Source organism: Paraperlucidibaca wandonensis (assembly GCF_042677145.1).
GTDB lineage: Bacteria > Pseudomonadota > Gammaproteobacteria > Pseudomonadales > Moraxellaceae > Perlucidibaca > Perlucidibaca wandonensis.
On the sequence record NZ_JBHTIT010000001.1, the window covers coordinates 426,967 to 445,190 of the forward strand.

Here is an 18,224-nt window from a genome sequence, read left to right on the forward strand (position 1 = left end):
ATGAAAAAAACGGCCCTTGTTATTGGTGCCAGTCATGCTGGTGCGCAAGTAGTCACTAGTCTGCGCCAAGAGGGCTGGGATGGCGATATCGTGGTGATAGGGGAGGAACCGCATCTTCCCTATCATCGGCCGCCGCTGTCGAAGACGTTTTTGGCAGGCGATAAAACCACTGCCGAGTTGGCGATTCGCCCTTCAGCTTTTTATGAAAAAAATGACATTCAGTTTCGCCAAGGCCGTGTAACTGCGATCGATAGGCAGCACCAAGCCATCACGCTGAGTGATGGCGCAGAGTTGGCCTATGACAAGTTGGCTCTGTGCATGGGCGCTCGCGTGAGACGTGTTGAGCTGCCCGGTAGTGAGCTCAAAGGTGTGCATTATCTGCGCAATATTGCCGATGTCGAGGGCATTCAAGCTGAGCTTGCTCAGGCCAAAACTGCCGTGATTATTGGCGGTGGCTATATTGGTTTAGAGACCGCGGCATCGCTTCGTAAACAAGGCCTGCAGGTGGTTGTTCTAGAGATGGCTGAGCGCATTTTGCAGCGTGTTACCGCGCCCGAATTGTCGGCATTTTACGCCCGAGTACACGGCGAAGAAGGTGTGCAAATTCAAACCGGCGTGTCGATTACGAGCTTACTTGGCGATGGGCGAGTGGAGGCTGTGCTATGTGGCAACGGCGCCATTTTCCCTGCCGATATCGTAGTCGTTGGTGTTGGCGTTATCGCCAATGTTGAGCTTGCGGAAGCGGCTGACATTGCCGTGGAAAACGGCATTATTGTCGATGAGTTTTGCCGCACCAATGATCCATCGATAGTTGCTGCTGGCGACTGCGCCAATCATTTCAGCAAGGTTTATCAGCGCCGCATTCGCCTCGAGTCTGTGCCTAATGCCGGTGAGCAAGGCAAGGCCGCCGCCGCATCGATGTGTGGACTGAGCAAGGAATACAAAAGCCTGCCGTGGTTTTGGTCCGATCAATATGATCTGAAGCTGCAAATTGCCGGTCTTAGTCAAGGCTACGATCAACTAGTTATTCGTGGTGATAAAGAGACTGGCCGAAGCTTTGCCGCATTTTACTTTCAGGCAGGCAAGCTCATTGCCGCCGACTGCGTGAATAGGCCACAAGAGTTCATGCTCAGTAAGCGAGTGATTGCCGAGGGTCTTACGCTGGATGTCTCGCACCTGGTCGATGACGGCGTTGCGGTTAAGGAGTTGCTGTGAGGGCACAGGCAAGATAGGTGTTTTATCTTGTTGTGGTCCAAAGCAAGATTAAGTGAGCTTTACGGAGTTGGTCCTATACTCACTAGGAGTTTTTCCTGTCCAGCGTTTAAATGCTCGACGAAAGCTTGCTAAATCAGAGTAGCCGAGCATGAATGCTATTTCTTTTATGGTTATCTGCTGATCTAGTAAGTAATCCATGGCTAACTGATGGCGCACATATTCGATGATGTCTCGGTAGGAGGATCCTTCATCAATAAGCCGCCGATGAAGCGTTCGAGGCGTCAGGTTTAACATCCGTGCAATTACTGCAAGAGAGGGAAGGTTGTTTTGTCTTTCAAGCATTATGCTTCTGACTTGCGCCGAGAGCTTTTGAGACTTTGCGAGCCGAGTTAGTTCATCTTGGCAACGATGAACGGCTTCAAAAAGTGCCTTGCTGCTAGAGGCACGTACTGGAATATTGAGCAGTTCGTGTGGAACTTCAAAACCATTCCAGCTTGCTTGATAGGTAACATTACAGCGAAAAAGTTGCTCGGAGAGTGAAAGATGAGATGGGGTATTAGAGGCAATGGATACACCATCCACTTTGCAAAGCCCCATGGTGACGTACTCAAACAAGTTCTTAATGGTTAGTGTGATGGCCTCTATTACGGGCTGTGATGCCTCTTCTAGATCACAGTTCTCGATGAGTACGAAGCGAGTATGAGTTTTTGTATGCTCTAGCTTGGCAGTCATTAAAGATGTTCTTAGTGGGAGGTAGCGAGCGATCAACTCAAGTGCTTCTTTCGGAGAGACACTTTTTGAGGACACATAGCTCAGTAACCCATGACTACTGATGAGTAGTCGCTCACCAACCAATAAACCAAATGCAGTGTCATTGGTTACATTGACTGCTTCCAAAATTAACCGCTTGAAGTCAGGCAATGATAATTGCTGAATTTCAAGTTCGCCTGTTGGCCCCATCTGCTGTAATTGACTAAACCAATCAGGTAGGGGGGAGCCCATGCGCGTGACTTGTTCAGCAATTTGATGAATGTATTGAGAGGCTAGATAGAGCTCATCATCGATCATGATTGTAGCCTTTTCTTTGATTGTCAATAAATGAACCATCTTTGTCAACTTCTGCTCTGCACATTGTTGGTGGAATAAATTAGTGTGACATCAGCCGAAAGTTAATAAACTGGCTTGGCATATATAAAAATAAATGCGCTAGCTAATTATATTAAGTGCTTATAAGGAGCATCATTATGACATGGGCTGAAATTGCAGCGGATGTTCAAGGGAGCTTGATCCTAAACGTGTTGCTCATAAAATTTAAACTCCGCTTCTAGATGCTGTCGAAGATATTACTCATGAGGTTATGTCTCATTATCGACCCGGGCTCTGAGACTCTATGCCATTAGTGATTCGCAAACGATTGATTTAGCGTGTACAGGCTGAAGCCACGGGCACAGTAGAAGATATGATGAGAGAGATTCAAGGAAATATTGGTAATATAATTGATCTAAAAGACACGGCGGTGGTTTATTTATCTAGAGATAAAGAGCTTATTAATAGAAAATTTCAAAAAGCCGGCCGTGGGTAGTTTCAACTTATTCGGTGATCAGGCATTTATTTCGGTTTTGCTGTTGGTTGTGTTCAGGAAGTTGCATGGGCGCTTACTCACTCAGCTTGGATAATGCCACTATTTGGTGGTTTCGTTGGGAGGTTCTCTGACTGGATGGCTCTTAAAATGATTTTCCGACCCAGAGAAAAGCAGAAATATTTTTTGACTCATTAGTTAGCAAGGGTTATTTCTAAAGCGCCGTAAAGAAGTTTCTACAGAGTATGGCGCAATGCTCGCTGATGAAGCTATAGCAGATCACAATATATTCTAGGTAGTGCTCAGAGGGCCACTTTCTGACAAGTTATTTAATGTAATTCAAAAGCATGTTCAGGACTTAGTGTACGATCAGGCTGGTTTAGCGCAGCCATTGGTGGTTTTAGCGGTTGAAAGCGAAAGCTATCAACAAATGAAGAAAGATATCGCTGGGAAGTTAATTGAGCGATTACCAGCAACATTAACGCATGTCGAAAAATATGCAGATGATGCAATGGATGTTCGTAATACATTGGTCAGTAAGATGCAGGAAATGACGACAGAGGAGTTTGAAGGCGTGCTACGGCCCGTTTTTGAGCAGGATGAATGGAAGCTGATCGCTAGCGGCGCGGTTTTAGGATTCTTGGTGGGTGAGCATCAGGTTTAAATGATGCTGCGCTAGGAATCGAGAGACGTTAATTTTTGAAGAACACTCACATCAATAATAAAACTCAAAGAGCAAGCTATGAGTAAAACAGACCATCTTGATTACGACTACCTAATTATTGGCTCCGGATTTGGTGGCAGTGTTTCAGCCCTACGTTTAGCCGAGAAAGGCTATCGCGTATGTGTTTTGGAGCAAGGTCGGCGCTGGACACCAGAAAACCTTCCGTCGACGAATTGGAAGTTTTGGGACTATCTCTGGCAGCCCGTGCTTAGCTTTCGAGGCTTTCTTAGCTTACGTCTTTTTCGACATGTCATGATTTTGCATGGCAATGCTGTTGGCGGCGGATCTATTACTTATGCTCAGACTCTGTTGGTCCCGCCAACGAGTGTGTGGGCAGAAGGTAGTTGGGCAGGGATTTCAGATTGGCATGCGGAGATGCCGGCGCATTATGAGCGTGCGAAGGAGATGCTCGGTGTTACGGTCAATAAGCGCCCCGCTGCAGCTGATGCGAAACTCAAAGAAATGGCAGATGCCATGGGAGTTGGGGGTAGCTTCTACTATACCGATGTAGGCGTCTTCTTTGGCAAAGAAGGTGATGATCCTGGGACGGAGTACCCCGACCCATACTTTAAAGGTGATGGCCCTGCGCGTAACTCATGTATAGGTTGCGGTGGTTGCATGGTGGGCTGTCGTTACAATGCTAAAAACACATTGGATAAAAATTACCTTTATTTGGCAGAGAAGCGAGGCGTAACTGTTTGCGCTGAAACAAAAGTTATTGATGTGAGGCCTTTGAATGACTGCGCGGATGGTGCTGATGGTTATGTCGTTTCTACTGTTCCAACATTCTCTCGTTGGAAGCCTAAAGTTCGACATATCACAGCAGGCAAGGTGATTTTCTCAGCATCATCACTGGGTAGTCAGGCACTATTATTTTCATTGCGTGACTCTGGGTCATTACCAAATATCTCTGTCAGCCTTGGCAAACGTGTTCGTACAAATGCTGAATCTATTTTGGGTGTCCGCTATCCCGGCAGCCAAGAAGATATGTCCAAAGGTGTGGCAATCGGCTCTGGAATTTATATAGATCAACATACACATGTTGAAGCTGTTCGTTACGCGGATGGCTCCAATCTATTGAGCAGCTTGCTAACAACTCTGACGGCAGGGAGACAGGGAGCCAGCCGACCGTTGTACTGGCTCTTGGCGTTTATTCGCCTGCTTTTAACTCGCCCAATTACCGCAATTCGCTCTGTACTTCCTTATCGCTTCTCGCGTGAAACGGTAATTTTCCTAGTGATGCAGGCTCTGGAAGGTCATCTCGATATGCGGTGGACTCGGCCGTGGTATTGGCCTTTTAAGAAGACATTAAGCACTCATGGCGCGCCCATTCCTACCTTTATCCCTGCGGCAAATGAATTTACACGAAAAGCTGCCGCTGCCACGGGTGGAGTAGGCATGAGCTCTCTTAGCGAAATATTTTTTAATGTCCCAATGACGGCTCACTGCATGGGTGGTTGCAACATGGCGAGTAGCGCAGAAGACGGTGTTATAGATGCGAAGCACAGGGTGTTTAACTACCGAAATTTGTATGTGATTGATGGGTCAGTAATTGCGGCAAATTTAGGGGTAAACCCAAGCCTCACCATCACTGCTCTGGCTGAGCGTGCCATGTCCTTTATTCCGGATAAACATTAAGTCAGGAGTAGCACGGTACTGACAAGTTAACTCGACTGCTGAGATAATTTGCCATGAGTACCTACAAGCGTCATCGATTTCACCCCAGCATCATCAGCTACGCAGTCTGGATCTATTACTGCTTTAACCTGAGCTTTCGTGATATCGAAGGCTTGCTGGCAGAGAAGGGTATCTCTGTCAGTTATGAGGCGATCCGATTGTGGTGTGTCAAATTCGGGCCTGCCTATGCTTGCAGACATAAACAAAAGCATGGCGGGTTCGGTGATACATTATATCTTGATGAGGTATTTATCAGGATAAACGGAAAGCAGCACTACTTGTGGCGAGCCGTTGTGATACGGACCTATTTCTATAGACACTAATTTAGGCGAAGGCGCTAGTCACACAATGTTGTCTGACTAGACACAGAAGCGGTTATAGAAGCTATCATCATTGCTAGATTGTTGCGGGAGCAGCTTAATCAGTTGCTCTAGCGACTGCTTTTGCTGGTGCCCAGCGGATGCCTGATCGGCAAACCGAACAAGCTCTTCGATCATCGACTGCTCTCTATAGTGCTTGGTAGAGGCAAGGCGGCCTATCAAATGTGATATCACCATACCCTCAATACGCGCATCCGCTATTAGCCGACTTATGTGTGGTGCCAAGAGGTGAACGGTCTGTATTTCGTGCTGGTACAACGAGGGGTTCATCGGGCGTGGATTCTTCTCGCCGACCGTATCGATTTTGCCTAAGTCATGTAGCAACGCAGCGACTTGAGTGAGTGCAATAAAGAGCTCCGATTCACCGAGCATTACCGCCCAACTTCCTGCTAGTTGAGCTACCTGCACGGAGTGCACAAGTAATCCGCCAGGGTACGCACTGTGATAGCTAGCACTGGCTCGGCAGCGAATGAATCGATGGCCAATGGTTGGATCCATCAATATGCCGGTCAGAAAGGCACGAAGCGACTCATTGCTTAGCTCGTCAATGAAGTTAATGAGCCAGTCCAAGGCCTCTCTAGCGCGTACAGGAACCAATGGCAAAGGGAGCAGGGCAGCACCATTGCGCACATGGCTAGCTGAAACGACATACAGCTCGCTGAGCTTCAAAAAATGACACCCATTCAAGTGGGTTACTCGGCCATTTAGCTCAACTAAATGCTGTTCGCTTACATTGATGGTTTCAATGAAATCATAGAGCGATGCTTCAGGCCATACATAGGCTTTAATGGCTCCTGCGCTATCGACAAGCTTGAGCCTAAAGTAGCTATGCCCATTCTTCGCCAAGCATTGCTCAAGACCGACTAATCGTCCCTGAATGGAGATCGAGTCACCGACGTGATCGTGAAGCTGGGAGGTATTAATTAGCATGATCAAAGCCCTCCATGCTGATGCGAGGGAAGCCGGCTGAGCATGTACTGGAAGCGATCGCACATGATGTTGAAAACAGCTGAGGCTAATGGCTCATCAACCATGCGCATTTGCTCTTTGATGTATCGAGTCAGTGCTTCTTGATTGGTGAGTGATTGGGTACTGACAAGTTAACTCGTCAGTACTCTTGAGATATTTGCGAGAGATTTGGTCCGTCGGCTTTGCGAGCTGGTACAGCTAGGACAATTATGAGCTCATATAAACAACCGTTTTGGCTTCGAGCGACATTTCTTATTGGCGTTAGCTTGCTGTTTACGCACGAGATGGATGCGATGACACATTCGGAGTGGCGGGTGTTGCCGCTGACGAGTTGGCTCGAGCCAGAAATCGGTCGAGTTATATTTGTATCAATGCACGTTCCAATCTTCGCGATTGTTCTTGGATGGTTATCGAGTCGAGTTCCCAGACGCGCAATTGCGGCACAATTTTGGGTTTCTGTATTTCTCGTGGTGCATGTAGTGCTACATCTTGCGTTCGGTAGTCAGTCCGCATACTCCTTCGACGGAGTCCTTTCAAACAGTTTGATTTTCGGTTCGGCCATTTGTGGCGCGACGTATCTGTGTTTTGGGCAGAAGGGACGCAACCGTCGGAAAGCAAGCAGTGAAATTTTGGAGGAATAAATTATGAAGCTAGCAGGTGGTTGTCATTGTGGTGCGGTGCGTTACGAAGTTGAAGGAGAGCCTTACACGCATGCGCTATGCCATTGCTCGGATTGTCGGCGTCATGCTGGCGCGCCGATGGTTGGATGGACCATGTACCCCCAAGAAGCCCTGAAGGTCATCAAGGGCGTTCCAAAAATTTACAAATCTTCTGAGAATGCGCGCCGACAATTTTGCTCAGATTGCGGAACAGGGCTCTTTTACTCGAATGCTAAAACTCTTCCCGATCTTATAGACATTCAGAGTGGGACATATGATTCGCCGGACGAGATTCCAGCGCGTGTACATATTCAGATTGCGGAAAGAGTTCAATGGATGGCGAGTGCTCACGAGCTTCCTGAATTCGATCGATACCCTCCAATGGAGGGGTAAGCGGGCACTGACAAGTTAACTCGCTGCTTGAGATAATTTGCCCATGAGTACATACAAACGGCATCGATTTGACCCCAGTATCATCAGCTACGCAGTCTGGATCTACTACCGATTCAACCTGAGCTTCCGTGACATCGAGGATTTACTGGCAGAGAAGGGCATCTCTGTCAGTTATGAGGCGATCCGATTGTGGTGTATCAAATTCGGTCCTGCCTATGCTCGCAAGCTCAAGCATAAGCACGGCGGATTCGGCGATACGTTTTATCTTGATGAGGTATTTATCAAGATAAACGGAAAACAACACTACTTGTGGCGAGCCGTTGATCAAGATGGCGAAGTGGTCGATGTCTATGTTCAGAGTCGCCGTAATGGTGCAGCGGCTAGGCAATTCTTTAAGCGCTTGTTACGCAGCAATGGCGGTCCGCCACGAACGATAGTCACTGATAAATTGGCAAGTTATAGGGTTGCTCAACGCGAACTAATGCCTTTCGCTCATCATGACACTAGTAAGTACGCCAACAATAGGGCTGAACAATCGCATGAGTCGACGCGATTAAGAGAGCGAGGAATGCGACGGTTCAAGTCTCCGAACCAGGCCCAACTATTTCTAACGAATCATGCTGCAGTATCTAACTTATTTAATCTAGGCAGGCACCTAACTTCAGCAGGCCATTATCGCCGGAGCAGGACAGCTGCGTTTGCAACGTGGAGATCGGTGGTTGCGTAAAAGGCGGTAGGGTCAAATCTTGCTAAGCTTAAAAGTTAACTTGTCAGTACCCGCTGGTACTGACAAGTTAACTCGTGGGTTGAGATAATTTGGTCATGAGTACCTACAGACGACACCGTTTTCATCCCAGCATCATTAGCTATGCAGTCTGGATCTACTATCGATTCAACATGAGCTTTCGTGACATCGAAGATTTGCTGGCAGAGAAGGGCATCTCTGTCAGTTATGAGTCGATCCGATTGTGGTGTATCAAGTTTGGGCCTAGCTATGCTCGTAAGCTTAAGCAAAGGCATTGCGGATTTGGCGATACGTTTTATCTTGATGAGGTATTCATCAAGATAAATGGAAAGCAGCACTACTTGTGGCGGGCTGTCGATCAAGATGGCGAAGTGGTCGATGTCTTTGTTCAGAGTAGGCGCAATGATACGGCGGCAAAGCAGTTCTTTAAGCGCTTGTTGCGCAATCATGGCGGTGAGCCACGAACGATAGTCACTGATAAATTGGCAAGTTATAGGGTGGCTCAGCGCGAGTTAATGCCGACTGCTCATCACAATACAGCTAAATACGCTAACAACAGGGTACTGGCAAGTTAATTTGCCAGTTGAGAAATTTGTTGATGAGTACCGACATACGACATTGCTTTCATCACAGCATCATTAGCTATGCAGTTTTGGTCTACTACGTATTCAATGTGAGCCTTCATGAAACTGAAGACTTGCTGGTAGGGAAGGGTATCTCTGTCAGTAGTTTTGCTTGTCATTGATCAAGATAGTGAAGTAGTTGATACCGATGTTCATAGTCGCAGTAATGATGGCCGGCCGCCTAGATAGTACGGTCACAGTACCTTAGCTGCCGCTTAACATTGCTCGGAATAGATCAAGCACCGCCCTTTGCCTTGGTAGCCCATTAACGGTGTCCGACTTCTCCAGAAACATCCCGTTCTGACGCATATCTAAATATCCATGCACCACTGACCATAGAGCAATGGCAACCGTATCGCGGTCAAACGCTGACTCGGGGATAGCTTGTTGAATTTCTTCGCACAACCAATCGTAGATTCGGTCTGTTACTTTAATGATGCTCGGGTCATCGTAGTCAATCAGATCTCTGCGCCAGAGTAGTTGGTAGCGGTTGGGGTGCTTCAATCCATAACTCAGCATGGCATTGGGAATGACTTCAACTCTCTCCGCGTTGCTCAGACCTGAGTTGCCTAATTGTTTTTCAATATCCACAAGAATGCTTTGAAACTGTTGAATCGCGATCGTGGTTAAGAGTGATTGCCGATCCTTGTAGTGATTCACTGGTGCTGCATGGGACACGCCTACCTCGCGAGCAACGGCTCGAATGGTGACAGCTGAGATTCCATTCGCGTCGAGAAGCGAAAGGGCGGTGTCGTGAAGCGCCTCTTTCAGGTTGCGATGATGAAAAGGTTTGTCTTTGGATATGGCCAATGTTGACACCGTCAATTAATTGTTTGATATTGTCAGTGTCAATATTGACTGAAAAGGCTCAAAATGAACAGACTAACCATCGTAGCGGTCACGATGCATGCCATTGTATTCGCACTTTTGATACCCGTACTTGAGCTAAACAGCAGCCACCTTACTAATCCGCTATGGCCATCACACGCGAGGCTTCACGAAGCGTGGCAGCTATTAACCAACGCAGGGATAGCGATTCTTGCACTGACTCTTGCATTACGCCGCAGAGACTCTTGGGTTGCCATTACTCTTTGTCTAATAACCGGGGTTTCATTTCTAGTTGCATGGGCAGCATCCAATAGCTACGGTGGTTCGATGCTGCATTCGGATGGCACGCAAATGGCCATATTTGGTATCAACGTGGCAGTTCTTGTGGTGGGGGCACTTACTTTGCTGCTTGTAGTGAGTGCATTTCGAGAGCGCTCAAAGTGACAAACATTCAGGGTCACTTGATAGTATGAAGCTTAGATTCTTTCACGCTGGGTCTACGGCATTTGTAGCGAATAGCGAGGCTAGAAGTTGATACGGACCTATTCCATTAGACATCTTCTTACCTCACAATTCGTGAGTAATAGAGATAGTTATGGAAGTTAGTTTGTCAGTCCCTTAATGCTTGCATGCGTGTTCAAGATATGACTTGACTCTCAGCAAGCCTGCAAAACGGTATGCCAGCATCACCGATAATGGGCTCTGGCCATCAAACGCACGATTAGGACAGCTCACCCAGGTGTAGGCAAGGTCGTGATCATGTGGATACAGAGTGCGTAGGCATTTGTGGATCGCTAGGAGATGACCAATTCGATCGAGTAAGTCGGGCGAGTTCGGTACTGCTTTTGTGCCGAGCAAATACGTATCTATAGTTTTGCTTTTTGGCGATAAACCCAAAAGTGCCGATTGCGTATTGGTATCAATGCTCCAAAGCCGAAATAGCTGAAGAATCATTGCAGTCAGTCGCAGACGACTATCTTTGCTTGGGATTGATAGCTCTCCGAAGTCTTTAGTGACTTGTAGCTCGGTGTCGTTTAGACGGTTAAGCACGAAAGGACTCCTGTGTTTAATTGTGCTGACAAGTTAAGTCGCTGCTTGTGATAATTAGTTAGGTCCAATGACTCGTGGCCATCTAGGTTGTACATGTTGAAACTCGGCAGGTGTCTCGACCGTAACAACATAAATGCGTTGTTCGCCTTGCCATGTTGCTACTAGGCCTTGCAGTACTAGCTCAGGCTCAGTCTTTACCCAGTAGGGTTTGTTCTTAGCATCTCGCTCCATGTAACGATCCATGGGGATTTTCACAGCCTTAGGTTGGTAGCGATCCCACTTGCCCATTTTGATGGACTCAAGCCGAGCGCAAGGACCTTGATAGAACGGGCTTTCAATGCCATGCCGAGCACCCCAGCGAAGCCACGACAAGTCCCCGTTCTTTAACTGAACTGGCAGCCGCACTTCTGGGTCAGACCACAGATGCATTTCACCTTGGTATTCAATTCCGCTACACATTGTCGCCGATCAGTTGCTTTGAGGCTTTACTGGCAATGATCGAGCGTACTGCTACGAGCGCTTGCGCTAAATTTGGTGCGGTACTGACGGTCTCATATGCCTGCCAGTTGCTCTCATCGCTTAGTACATACAAAGCCCAGGCTTCGGGCTCTTCCAGATGCACGACTTTGACTAAGGGCGTTGAGGTCACGACATCGCTATTCTCGTGCGGCTCTTGCTGCTCAATGATGAATAGCTCTTCACCCAGGCGATAGCTGAAGTCATGGTTTTTACGCGCACTGGGTTGCGGGCGAATGTCAGCCATCAGCATGTCTAGGTGATCTTTAACACGGGCCTGTAGTCGAGAGTCCATCATTTGCCACACTCCGTATGGGCTCGGTTGATCAGTATAAGTAGTTTCATTTTCTCAGGCATAGGCAACTGGAAGTTCCTCCCAGCACGTGGTGTAGCGGGGCGATCTATTTTCAGCCCGCATATGCCAGGCTGCACTGAGCTGTGTGCTCGCCATGTGCAATGTACCTGATCCTTGGCGCTTATTGATGCTATCCAGTAGCCCCATCAGACGAAGTCGCTTTGGATCATCTACAGAGGCAAAGAGATCGGTCTGTAAGGCGTTCATCGGATGTATTTCGCCGAGCATGACGCCGCATTTGTGATACCGAAAGCCAGGAATAAAGCCTTTGCGCAAAGCAGCCATTGCCGCCTTCATCAATACGGCGGTATCAGCTGTTGGATGAGGCAGCGGCATGAGGATGGTCTTGCGATATTGAGGATCTTGTTCTCGAAAGGGGTTGGTTCGAATCATCACATAGACATGAGCACACACAGACTCTTGCAGTCTTAGCTTTTCAGCCGCACGACTAATGTGATGTGAGAGTGCGGCTTTGACCGTTTGATAGTCTGTGGTGACGCCAGCAAAGGAGCGTGATGCAATGATTTGCTGCTTAGGCGCAGCAATATCATCAAAGCTAATGCACGCCTCTCCGCGCAGCTCACGCACGGTCTTTGCTAACACCACGCCATAGCGTGCATGAATAGCCTTGGCATCACAGCGTGAAAGATCCAACACGGTCTCAATACCGTCAGCTGTTAAGCGCTTACTAAGCTGGCGTCCGACGCCCCAGATTTCATTGACCGGGTAGTACGCCATTAGCTGCTCAAACTCAATCTTTGGTGCATCGCTTACGGAAAACACACCGCCATACTCGGGGTGCTTCTTAGCAATGTGGTTGGCAAACTTTGCCAGTGTCTTGCTCGGCCCAATACCAACACCGCAGGTGACTTTGATGTGCTGCTGTAAGGTCTGGCGTATCTCATATCCCAGCACTGTGGCATCACTAAAGCCATCGAGCTTTAAAAACGACTCATCGATGGAGTAGCTTTCTACGTCAGGACAGAGCTTCTGCAAGATCGCCAACATGCGCGAACTCATGTCGCCATAGAGTGCGTAGTTCGAACTCTTAATCACCACGCCATGATTGGCGCAAAATCCCTTCCACTGATGCATCGGCGCACCCATGGGAATGCCGAGTTCTTTGGCTTCTGCTGATCTAGCCACAATGCAGCCATCGTTATTCGACAGCACCACTAACGGCACATCTGCCAAAGAGGGATCAAAGACCTTCTCACAGGTGGCGTAGAAGTTATTGGCATCAACTAAGGCATAGATGGTCATATCAGCGCCGTGGACGCTTTAGCGTCGCGTGTTCAACGATATGACTCGTGACCACACCAAAGATTTGCAGTTCTTCAGTCGGATGCAGCACAGGATAGGGATGGCGCTCATTCTCTGCATGAAGTTCATAACGACCTGCGACACGTTTAAGGCGTTTAACCGTGAACTGCCCATCAATGCTAGCCACGACGATATCGCCTGATGCCGGAGAACGTGATGCATCGACAATCAGCACCGAGCCATCAACAATGCCGGTATCAATCATGGAGTCGCCACTGACTTGAATAAAGAATGTGGCTTCAGGGTTGTGGATGAGACGCTCATGCAGATCGATGGTGTTCTGCACATAGTCAGCGGCAGGCGAAGGAAAGCCAGCCGGCACTGAGCCTTGCAGTAATGGCAGGCGTGGGTGTGATGAGGAAAGTATGGGTGTGCCAATGATGCTGTTCATAAGGGCAGTATCTGTTGGAAGGTCTGCGATCGTCAATGGATAATGCACTGCAGACGTAGTGCTGCCATGGACAATAAACGCTTTGCAGGTGTTGCCTTGGCGGATTAAAACAGAGGAACTCACCACAAGTAGATCAATACTGCCTCGTCATGACTATTAAAGAAGTTCTCAGCGCTATAGCGATAGCGCTCACATTGGCAGCATTCTTGCCCTATATACGAGACATCGTTCAGGAGAAAATTCAGCCGCATGTGTTCTCATGGGTTATATGGGGCAGTACAACCTGTGTAGTGTTTGGGGCTCAGCTTCAATCCGGCGGCGGTGCTGGAGCATGGGCCATTGGCGTTTCCGGAACAATCACCATACTGATTGCGGTGCTGGCCTATATAAAGCGAGCAGACATTGCCATTACCAAAACAGACTGGTGCTTTTTTACAGCGGCTATGTCGTCTATACCACTGTGGTACTTCACCTCAGATCCCATGTGGGCAGTCATTGTGCTGACGGCTGTAGATCTTTTGGGGTTCGGGCCAACCATTAGAAAAGCCTACGCAGCACCTAACTCGGAGTCGCTAGCATTTTTTGGCTTATTTGCTGTGAGAAACAGTATTGTGGTGATGGCGTTGGAAAGGTATTCGGTGGCTACAGTTCTTTTCCCAGCAGCCATTACGGCGGCATGCCTTATGTTGATGCTGCTGATTGTCTATCGAAGGCGAGTTTTGGAGGCCGATACATGACAGTACTTTCAAATGAGCTTATCGCAGCCTACCAAGCGACTCATTACACCATCCAGGCTGATGGCGAGGTCATCACACTTCGCATAGGCCAGCATTCGCCAGCTGTTAAGGAGTGGTTGTCTAAACAAGGCATCACAGAAGCAGGCTACATAACCGCTGTTAACCCATTAGGCGATCAGCTTGCAGATGCTATTAATGAGTCTCTCCACAACGATTTGCTTGAGTTAGTCATGGGTGAAGGCCTACAAACCCGGTTAGGGGAAGGTGTTGGTTTGGCGCGCTTAGCCAGCGGGAATCCAAAATGGCCAGCCGAGCGGAGCCTGCTTATCAGCCCACTAAGTCGCGATGGGGCTAGGCAAATTGGCAGCATTTTTTCGCAGAATGCCGTGGTGCACATCACCAATGATGCAGCTGAGCTGATACTGCTTAGGTAGCGCTGCAGTGTTTTTTGCTGTCTAAGGTTGAGGTGGCAATGGCGGAAGAAAAACTTAAAACTATGTCCGAGATTAGTTGACCACTACAACCAACTGTATGCGCTATTTTGGTTTCACTAATCGCTGGCTGGTGGTAAAGGGATTTATGAAATCACAATTCAAAACTTAGATGGCCTTTCGACTTTCCAAGGCAAGGCTGTTGGTAAAGAAATCGTGTTTGAGCGCAATGAAGAGGCGGTGTCTATCCATGCAACAGACGGTGATGGAACTGGCATGAAATGGTTGAGTGGAAAAACTAACTGTCTGACAGTTGTTGTCGGTGAAGGCTACTGCAGAAGCTAACTAAATTCGGCATTGATGACGCTTAGATCATGAATATAAGAACTTCAACTAGTCGCGACGTAGAATCAATTGTTGCTTTGTTCACTGCATCAGTACACCTCTTGGCTGCACGAAACTATACGCCTGAACAGTTGACGGCTTGGGCACCAAAATCACCTGATTTAGAGCAATGGAGTACTAAACTATCAACCTTGGAGACATTGGTGGCAGAGTTTGATGGGACGATGGTTGGCTTTATCACTTATACCGACAACGGCCACATAGTATTCCTTTACACGTCTCCGACATTCTCGCGCAAAGGTGTGGCATCACAGTTATATGAAATTACTTCGAGAGTTCTTCTTGCGAATGGGGTGTGTAGCTTATCAACTGAAGCTAGCATCGAGGCGCGGCCATTCTTTGAGTCAAAAGGATTTAATGTTGTTGAAGAGCAGGTAGTTGAGCGTAATGGCATGCTATTGAAAAGATTCGCAATGGCTGGAGTGTTGGCGAGTGTAGAGGCCTGATGATTGATACGGACCTAGTTTCCTAGGCGCTAGTTTGAGTAAGCGATACCATCGTTAAGGTTCGGTTGATGATCACACCAATTACTACGATGGTTGAGCATGAGTTTTCGAATCAATGACGCTAGGATCATTGGACGCTTGATCAAACCTACCATTTTGAACTAAGTCTTCTAATGACTTGCCAACGCTATTTGCTGCCGACAGATAGTCAGCATGTCGAATCAAATCCTCGCCAATGAAGTGGCTATCTATCGATGACTTAGCAGAAGCTAAGCGGTCCAGCATATGAGTCAGTGCCCAACCAAGCATTGGGTACTCAATATTTAGTTTGCTGAGATGTGGCGCAATCAAGAGTAATGATTGCGCTTCATGACGAAACAACTTCCATGGCAGTGGTCGAGGGTTGCGCTCGCCAACGACTAATATTTTACCGAGATCATGAAGAAGCGCTCCTACTTGTGAAAGCTCAAGATCGAGTTGGTTTAGACCAATTTCCCTTCCCATACTAGCTACAAGGCGTGCCACTTCAACGCTATGAGTTAGCAATCCCCCTTGGTAGTTGTGATGGTTACTGACGCTGGCTCTGGCTCGAAAGTAGTTAAGTCCAATTTTCGGGTCTAACAGCATTCTTGTCATAAAAGTACGTAGCGCATCAGATGAAAGCGCACTGATAAAATTGACTAGCCATGCATGGGCTTCATGTGCAAGAAATGGCACAAGCATTTTTGGTAATACTTGCGCACCATTCACTATGTGCTGGTCAGTCATTAGTGATAGGTCAGCTACTTTGATATAGATGTAGTGATTGAGCTGGGCTACACGACCTGACACTTCGATTGGCGGTAGTTGCTGTGGGTCTAGGCTGTGTATGTGTTGATATAGCTCATTATTTGGCCAAATCAGGCCGTAGCTTTTGCCATAGCTATCCTCGAGCTTAAGGCGAAAGTAAGGCTTACCATATTGTGAAACAAGGCTTTCTTGCTGGCTCAAGCGACACTGCAAGCATATGTCTTGGCCAATGTGTTTGTTGAGTGACATTGTGTTGGCCAAGATCATAGGAAACCTCCTTGCATATGACTAGGCAGGCGCGTCAATCTGTTCTGTAGCCGATCGCAAAGGACTTGAAATATAGACTGCGCCATTTGCTCGTCTGGTAGTTGAAGCTGGTCTTTAACAAAGCACTCCATAGCTTCAATATTGGATAGAGCCATGTCATAACCCAATGTCTCAGAGAGTGATAAGTCGGGGTGAATGCAGTACCCGTCATGCAAAGCCTTAGCCATGCGAGTGACTAGGGTTTGCGCTTTAGCAACCTGGCGACGCAGGCGCTCTTCGTGCAAGTAGTGAACGCTCATGCGACTACTCCTGTTGTACCTGTACTTGCTAACATGCGCTCAAACGCAGAGCCATCATTACGAGTGAGGTTGGGCACGTAACGGCTATAAACACTAAAAAGCATCTGTGTATTGGCATGGCCGAGTTGACGAGCTGTCCACTCAGGTGCCTCGCCCGAGGCGAGCCAAAGTGTGGCGCAGGTGTGCCTAGTGTTATAGGGACGTCGATAAGCAATATCGAGATCTACTAACATGGGCTTCCATATGCGATTGGTGAAGTTTTTTGCGTCGATAGGAGTTCCTTGTCGAGAGCAAAATACCAACCCATCTCGTCCTCTATGCCCAGTACTTTCGAATTGACGCTTTAGTGCCTCCAATACGGGAGTAGACATAGCGATTTCGCGCTGAGAGGGATCGTTTTTGGTGTACTCAAAAATGCCCTGTGTGAAGGTTTCACGGACTAAAATTTCACGACGTTCAAAGTCAACACATTTCCAGCGCAGTCCATTAATTTCAGCAGAGCGCATCCCAGTAAAGAAGCGCGTAATTAGATAGCTTCTGAAATCGGAACGAACATCTTCAATCATTGCCGTCACTTCATTGAGGTTAAATGGCTCAACGTGAGTTTTAACCTCCTTCAGCTTTTTGATACGGTCAAATGGCGTGATGAGTTTGTGTTGGATACATCCATCTTCAACTATCGCTTTTAAAATCGTCATAATTCGATTGATGGTTGCATTAGACAATGGCTTGCCACTTGGTGTTCTATATTCTGCGAGCCCTGACCGGAAGGTTATTGCCCCGTCTCGCAAGAATGCATCTAGCAATATGCCACCTAGATCAGGCCTTATATGCTTATTTATGAGGTTAGCCATCGTGTTGCGATAGTTGATACGCCACTCAACTTCTTTTTCTTTAAGCCACCGGTCTATTTGTTGGTTGAGCGTTGGGATATCGTCACCTAGACGACCTTGGCTTTTTCGTCGCTCTAATAGCGCAACCTTTTTTAGGCTTTTGCTTTCAGGAAAGTACTTTTTGTAGTCGAACGTGCCAAGGGTGATTTCAGCATCTAGTCGCTTGGCCATTTGAGCCAGCGTCTTTTTATTAGCTACCGAATTTTCAAGTAGGGTGACTTCACGAAAGCGCTCATCAAGGTAGCGAAAGTCGATGTATAGCTTGTTGCTTTTCAGCACACGGATGCTAGCCATGATAAGCACCTCCCGATGCCATTGGGATAACAATGCTGTCTTGGCTGCCGAAGATTTCGCTTTCAATGCGCTCCCAAATGAAGAGGATTTTTCGACCGTCAAACGGGCGCTTGTAGTGCACTCCTTCAAGAAGTTTGTTGTCTACTAAATGCCGACGAATGTAGTGCGGTGAGTACTTGATTCGTTTGGCAAGCTCTTCTGTTGTAATCAATGTAAGATTCATTGATATTTCCTCG

General features: G+C 47.6%; 22 protein-coding genes. 10 read left to right on the forward strand and 12 right to left on the reverse strand.

The window, feature by feature from the left end; all coding sequences use genetic code 11:
• The gene (locus ACFQ0F_RS01920; protein WP_379068487.1) at positions 1 to 1,215 is read left to right on the forward strand and encodes an NAD(P)/FAD-dependent oxidoreductase; all 1,215 of its coding nucleotides are present in this window, start codon (positions 1 to 3) and stop codon (positions 1,213 to 1,215) included.
• Between the two features lie 48 nt (positions 1,216 to 1,263).
• Here ACFQ0F_RS01920 and ACFQ0F_RS01925 read toward each other — a convergent pair whose 3' ends face one another.
• Positions 1,264 to 2,322, reverse strand: a complete 1,059-nt coding sequence (locus ACFQ0F_RS01925; RefSeq protein WP_379072067.1) for an AraC family transcriptional regulator — start codon at positions 2,320 to 2,322, stop codon at positions 1,264 to 1,266.
• Between the two features lie 833 nt (positions 2,323 to 3,155).
• Between ACFQ0F_RS01925 and ACFQ0F_RS01930 the strand changes: the two genes are divergently transcribed.
• Together ACFQ0F_RS01930 and ACFQ0F_RS01935 are read left to right on the forward strand one after the other, a co-directional pair.
• Positions 3,156 to 3,458: a DUF445 domain-containing protein gene (locus ACFQ0F_RS01930; protein ID WP_116208086.1), complete on the forward strand. Its 303-nt coding sequence runs from the start codon at positions 3,156 to 3,158 to the stop codon at positions 3,456 to 3,458.
• Positions 3,459 to 3,536: 78 nt separating this feature from the next.
• A complete protein-coding gene (locus ACFQ0F_RS01935; protein ID WP_116208087.1) occupies positions 3,537 to 5,156 on the forward strand; it encodes a GMC family oxidoreductase in 1,620 nt (539 codons plus the stop codon).
• A gap of 398 nt (positions 5,157 to 5,554) precedes the next feature.
• Here the strand turns inward: ACFQ0F_RS01935 and ACFQ0F_RS01940 are convergent, their stop codons facing one another.
• Entirely contained in the window at positions 5,555 to 6,505 is a 951-nt protein-coding gene (locus tag ACFQ0F_RS01940) for an HD domain-containing protein (protein WP_379068492.1), read from the reverse strand.
• A gap of 248 nt (positions 6,506 to 6,753) precedes the next feature.
• On the opposite strand from ACFQ0F_RS01940, the gene ACFQ0F_RS01945 reads away from it, so the two are divergent.
• From ACFQ0F_RS01945 to ACFQ0F_RS01960, 4 genes are all read left to right on the forward strand, one after another.
• Positions 6,754 to 7,185: a DUF6713 family protein gene (locus tag ACFQ0F_RS01945; protein WP_379068495.1), complete on the forward strand. Its 432-nt coding sequence runs from the start codon at positions 6,754 to 6,756 to the stop codon at positions 7,183 to 7,185.
• A 3-nt stretch (positions 7,186 to 7,188) separates the two neighbouring features.
• The gene (locus ACFQ0F_RS01950) at positions 7,189 to 7,596 is read left to right on the forward strand and encodes a GFA family protein (protein ID WP_379068498.1); all 408 of its coding nucleotides are present in this window, start codon (positions 7,189 to 7,191) and stop codon (positions 7,594 to 7,596) included.
• Between the two features lie 43 nt (positions 7,597 to 7,639).
• A complete protein-coding gene (locus ACFQ0F_RS01955; protein WP_379068501.1) occupies positions 7,640 to 8,323 on the forward strand; it encodes an IS6 family transposase in 684 nt (227 codons plus the stop codon).
• A gap of 95 nt (positions 8,324 to 8,418) precedes the next feature.
• A complete protein-coding gene (locus tag ACFQ0F_RS01960; RefSeq protein WP_379068504.1) occupies positions 8,419 to 8,916 on the forward strand; it encodes an IS6 family transposase in 498 nt (165 codons plus the stop codon).
• Positions 8,917 to 9,168: 252 nt separating this feature from the next.
• Here the strand turns inward: ACFQ0F_RS01960 and ACFQ0F_RS01965 are convergent, their stop codons facing one another.
• The 6 genes from ACFQ0F_RS01965 to ACFQ0F_RS01990 form a co-directional block, all read right to left on the reverse strand.
• Positions 9,169 to 9,774, reverse strand: a complete 606-nt coding sequence (locus ACFQ0F_RS01965; RefSeq protein WP_379068507.1) for a TetR/AcrR family transcriptional regulator — start codon at positions 9,772 to 9,774, stop codon at positions 9,169 to 9,171.
• A gap of 636 nt (positions 9,775 to 10,410) precedes the next feature.
• Positions 10,411 to 10,842 carry an MbcA/ParS/Xre antitoxin family protein gene (locus ACFQ0F_RS01970; protein ID WP_379068510.1) on the reverse strand — a complete coding sequence of 144 codons (432 nt, stop codon included), beginning with the start codon at positions 10,840 to 10,842 and terminating at the stop codon, positions 10,411 to 10,413.
• A gap of 54 nt (positions 10,843 to 10,896) precedes the next feature.
• Entirely contained in the window at positions 10,897 to 11,301 is a 405-nt protein-coding gene (locus ACFQ0F_RS01975) for a hypothetical protein (RefSeq protein WP_379068513.1), read from the reverse strand.
• A complete protein-coding gene (locus ACFQ0F_RS01980; RefSeq protein WP_379068516.1) occupies positions 11,294 to 11,656 on the reverse strand; it encodes a DUF3024 domain-containing protein in 363 nt (120 codons plus the stop codon). The genes ACFQ0F_RS01975 and ACFQ0F_RS01980 overlap by 8 nt, the downstream gene beginning before the upstream one ends.
• A gap of 51 nt (positions 11,657 to 11,707) precedes the next feature.
• Positions 11,708 to 12,976, reverse strand: coding sequence for a Y-family DNA polymerase (locus tag ACFQ0F_RS01985; protein ID WP_379068519.1), 1,269 nt, complete (start codon positions 12,974 to 12,976; stop codon positions 11,708 to 11,710).
• A 1-nt stretch (position 12,977) separates the two neighbouring features.
• On the reverse strand, positions 12,978 to 13,550 hold the full coding sequence (locus tag ACFQ0F_RS01990; RefSeq protein ID WP_379068522.1) for a LexA family protein: 573 nt from the start codon (positions 13,548 to 13,550) through the stop codon (positions 12,978 to 12,980).
• Positions 13,551 to 13,576: 26 nt separating this feature from the next.
• Between ACFQ0F_RS01990 and ACFQ0F_RS01995 the strand changes: the two genes are divergently transcribed.
• The 3 genes from ACFQ0F_RS01995 to ACFQ0F_RS02005 all read left to right on the forward strand — a co-directional run bounded on the left by ACFQ0F_RS01995 (position 13,577) and on the right by ACFQ0F_RS02005 (position 15,446).
• Positions 13,577 to 14,164: a hypothetical protein gene (locus tag ACFQ0F_RS01995; protein WP_379068525.1), complete on the forward strand. Its 588-nt coding sequence runs from the start codon at positions 13,577 to 13,579 to the stop codon at positions 14,162 to 14,164.
• Positions 14,161 to 14,598, forward strand: coding sequence for a DUF3293 domain-containing protein (locus tag ACFQ0F_RS02000; RefSeq protein ID WP_379068528.1), 438 nt, complete (start codon positions 14,161 to 14,163; stop codon positions 14,596 to 14,598). The genes ACFQ0F_RS01995 and ACFQ0F_RS02000 overlap by 4 nt, the downstream gene beginning before the upstream one ends.
• A gap of 371 nt (positions 14,599 to 14,969) precedes the next feature.
• Complete coding sequence (locus ACFQ0F_RS02005) at positions 14,970 to 15,446, forward strand: GNAT family N-acetyltransferase (RefSeq protein WP_379068531.1); 477 nt, start codon at positions 14,970 to 14,972, stop codon at positions 15,444 to 15,446.
• Positions 15,447 to 15,530: 84 nt separating this feature from the next.
• Here ACFQ0F_RS02005 and ACFQ0F_RS02010 read toward each other — a convergent pair whose 3' ends face one another.
• The 4 genes from ACFQ0F_RS02010 to ACFQ0F_RS02025 are packed head-to-tail and all read right to left on the reverse strand — an operon-like array spanning position 15,531 to position 18,211.
• Positions 15,531 to 16,502, reverse strand: coding sequence for an HD domain-containing protein (locus ACFQ0F_RS02010; RefSeq protein WP_379068534.1), 972 nt, complete (start codon positions 16,500 to 16,502; stop codon positions 15,531 to 15,533).
• The gene (locus ACFQ0F_RS02015; RefSeq protein WP_379068536.1) at positions 16,499 to 16,801 is read right to left on the reverse strand and encodes a hypothetical protein; all 303 of its coding nucleotides are present in this window, start codon (positions 16,799 to 16,801) and stop codon (positions 16,499 to 16,501) included. The genes ACFQ0F_RS02010 and ACFQ0F_RS02015 overlap by 4 nt, the downstream gene beginning before the upstream one ends.
• Positions 16,798 to 17,988 (reverse strand): tyrosine-type recombinase/integrase, encoded by a 1,191-nt coding sequence (locus ACFQ0F_RS02020; protein ID WP_379068539.1) that lies wholly within the window; start codon positions 17,986 to 17,988, stop codon positions 16,798 to 16,800. Before ACFQ0F_RS02020 ends, ACFQ0F_RS02015 begins: the two co-directional genes overlap by 4 nt.
• Positions 17,981 to 18,211, reverse strand: coding sequence for a hypothetical protein (locus ACFQ0F_RS02025; RefSeq protein ID WP_379068543.1), 231 nt, complete (start codon positions 18,209 to 18,211; stop codon positions 17,981 to 17,983). Before ACFQ0F_RS02025 ends, ACFQ0F_RS02020 begins: the two co-directional genes overlap by 8 nt.
• Positions 18,212 to 18,224 lie beyond the last annotated feature (13 nt).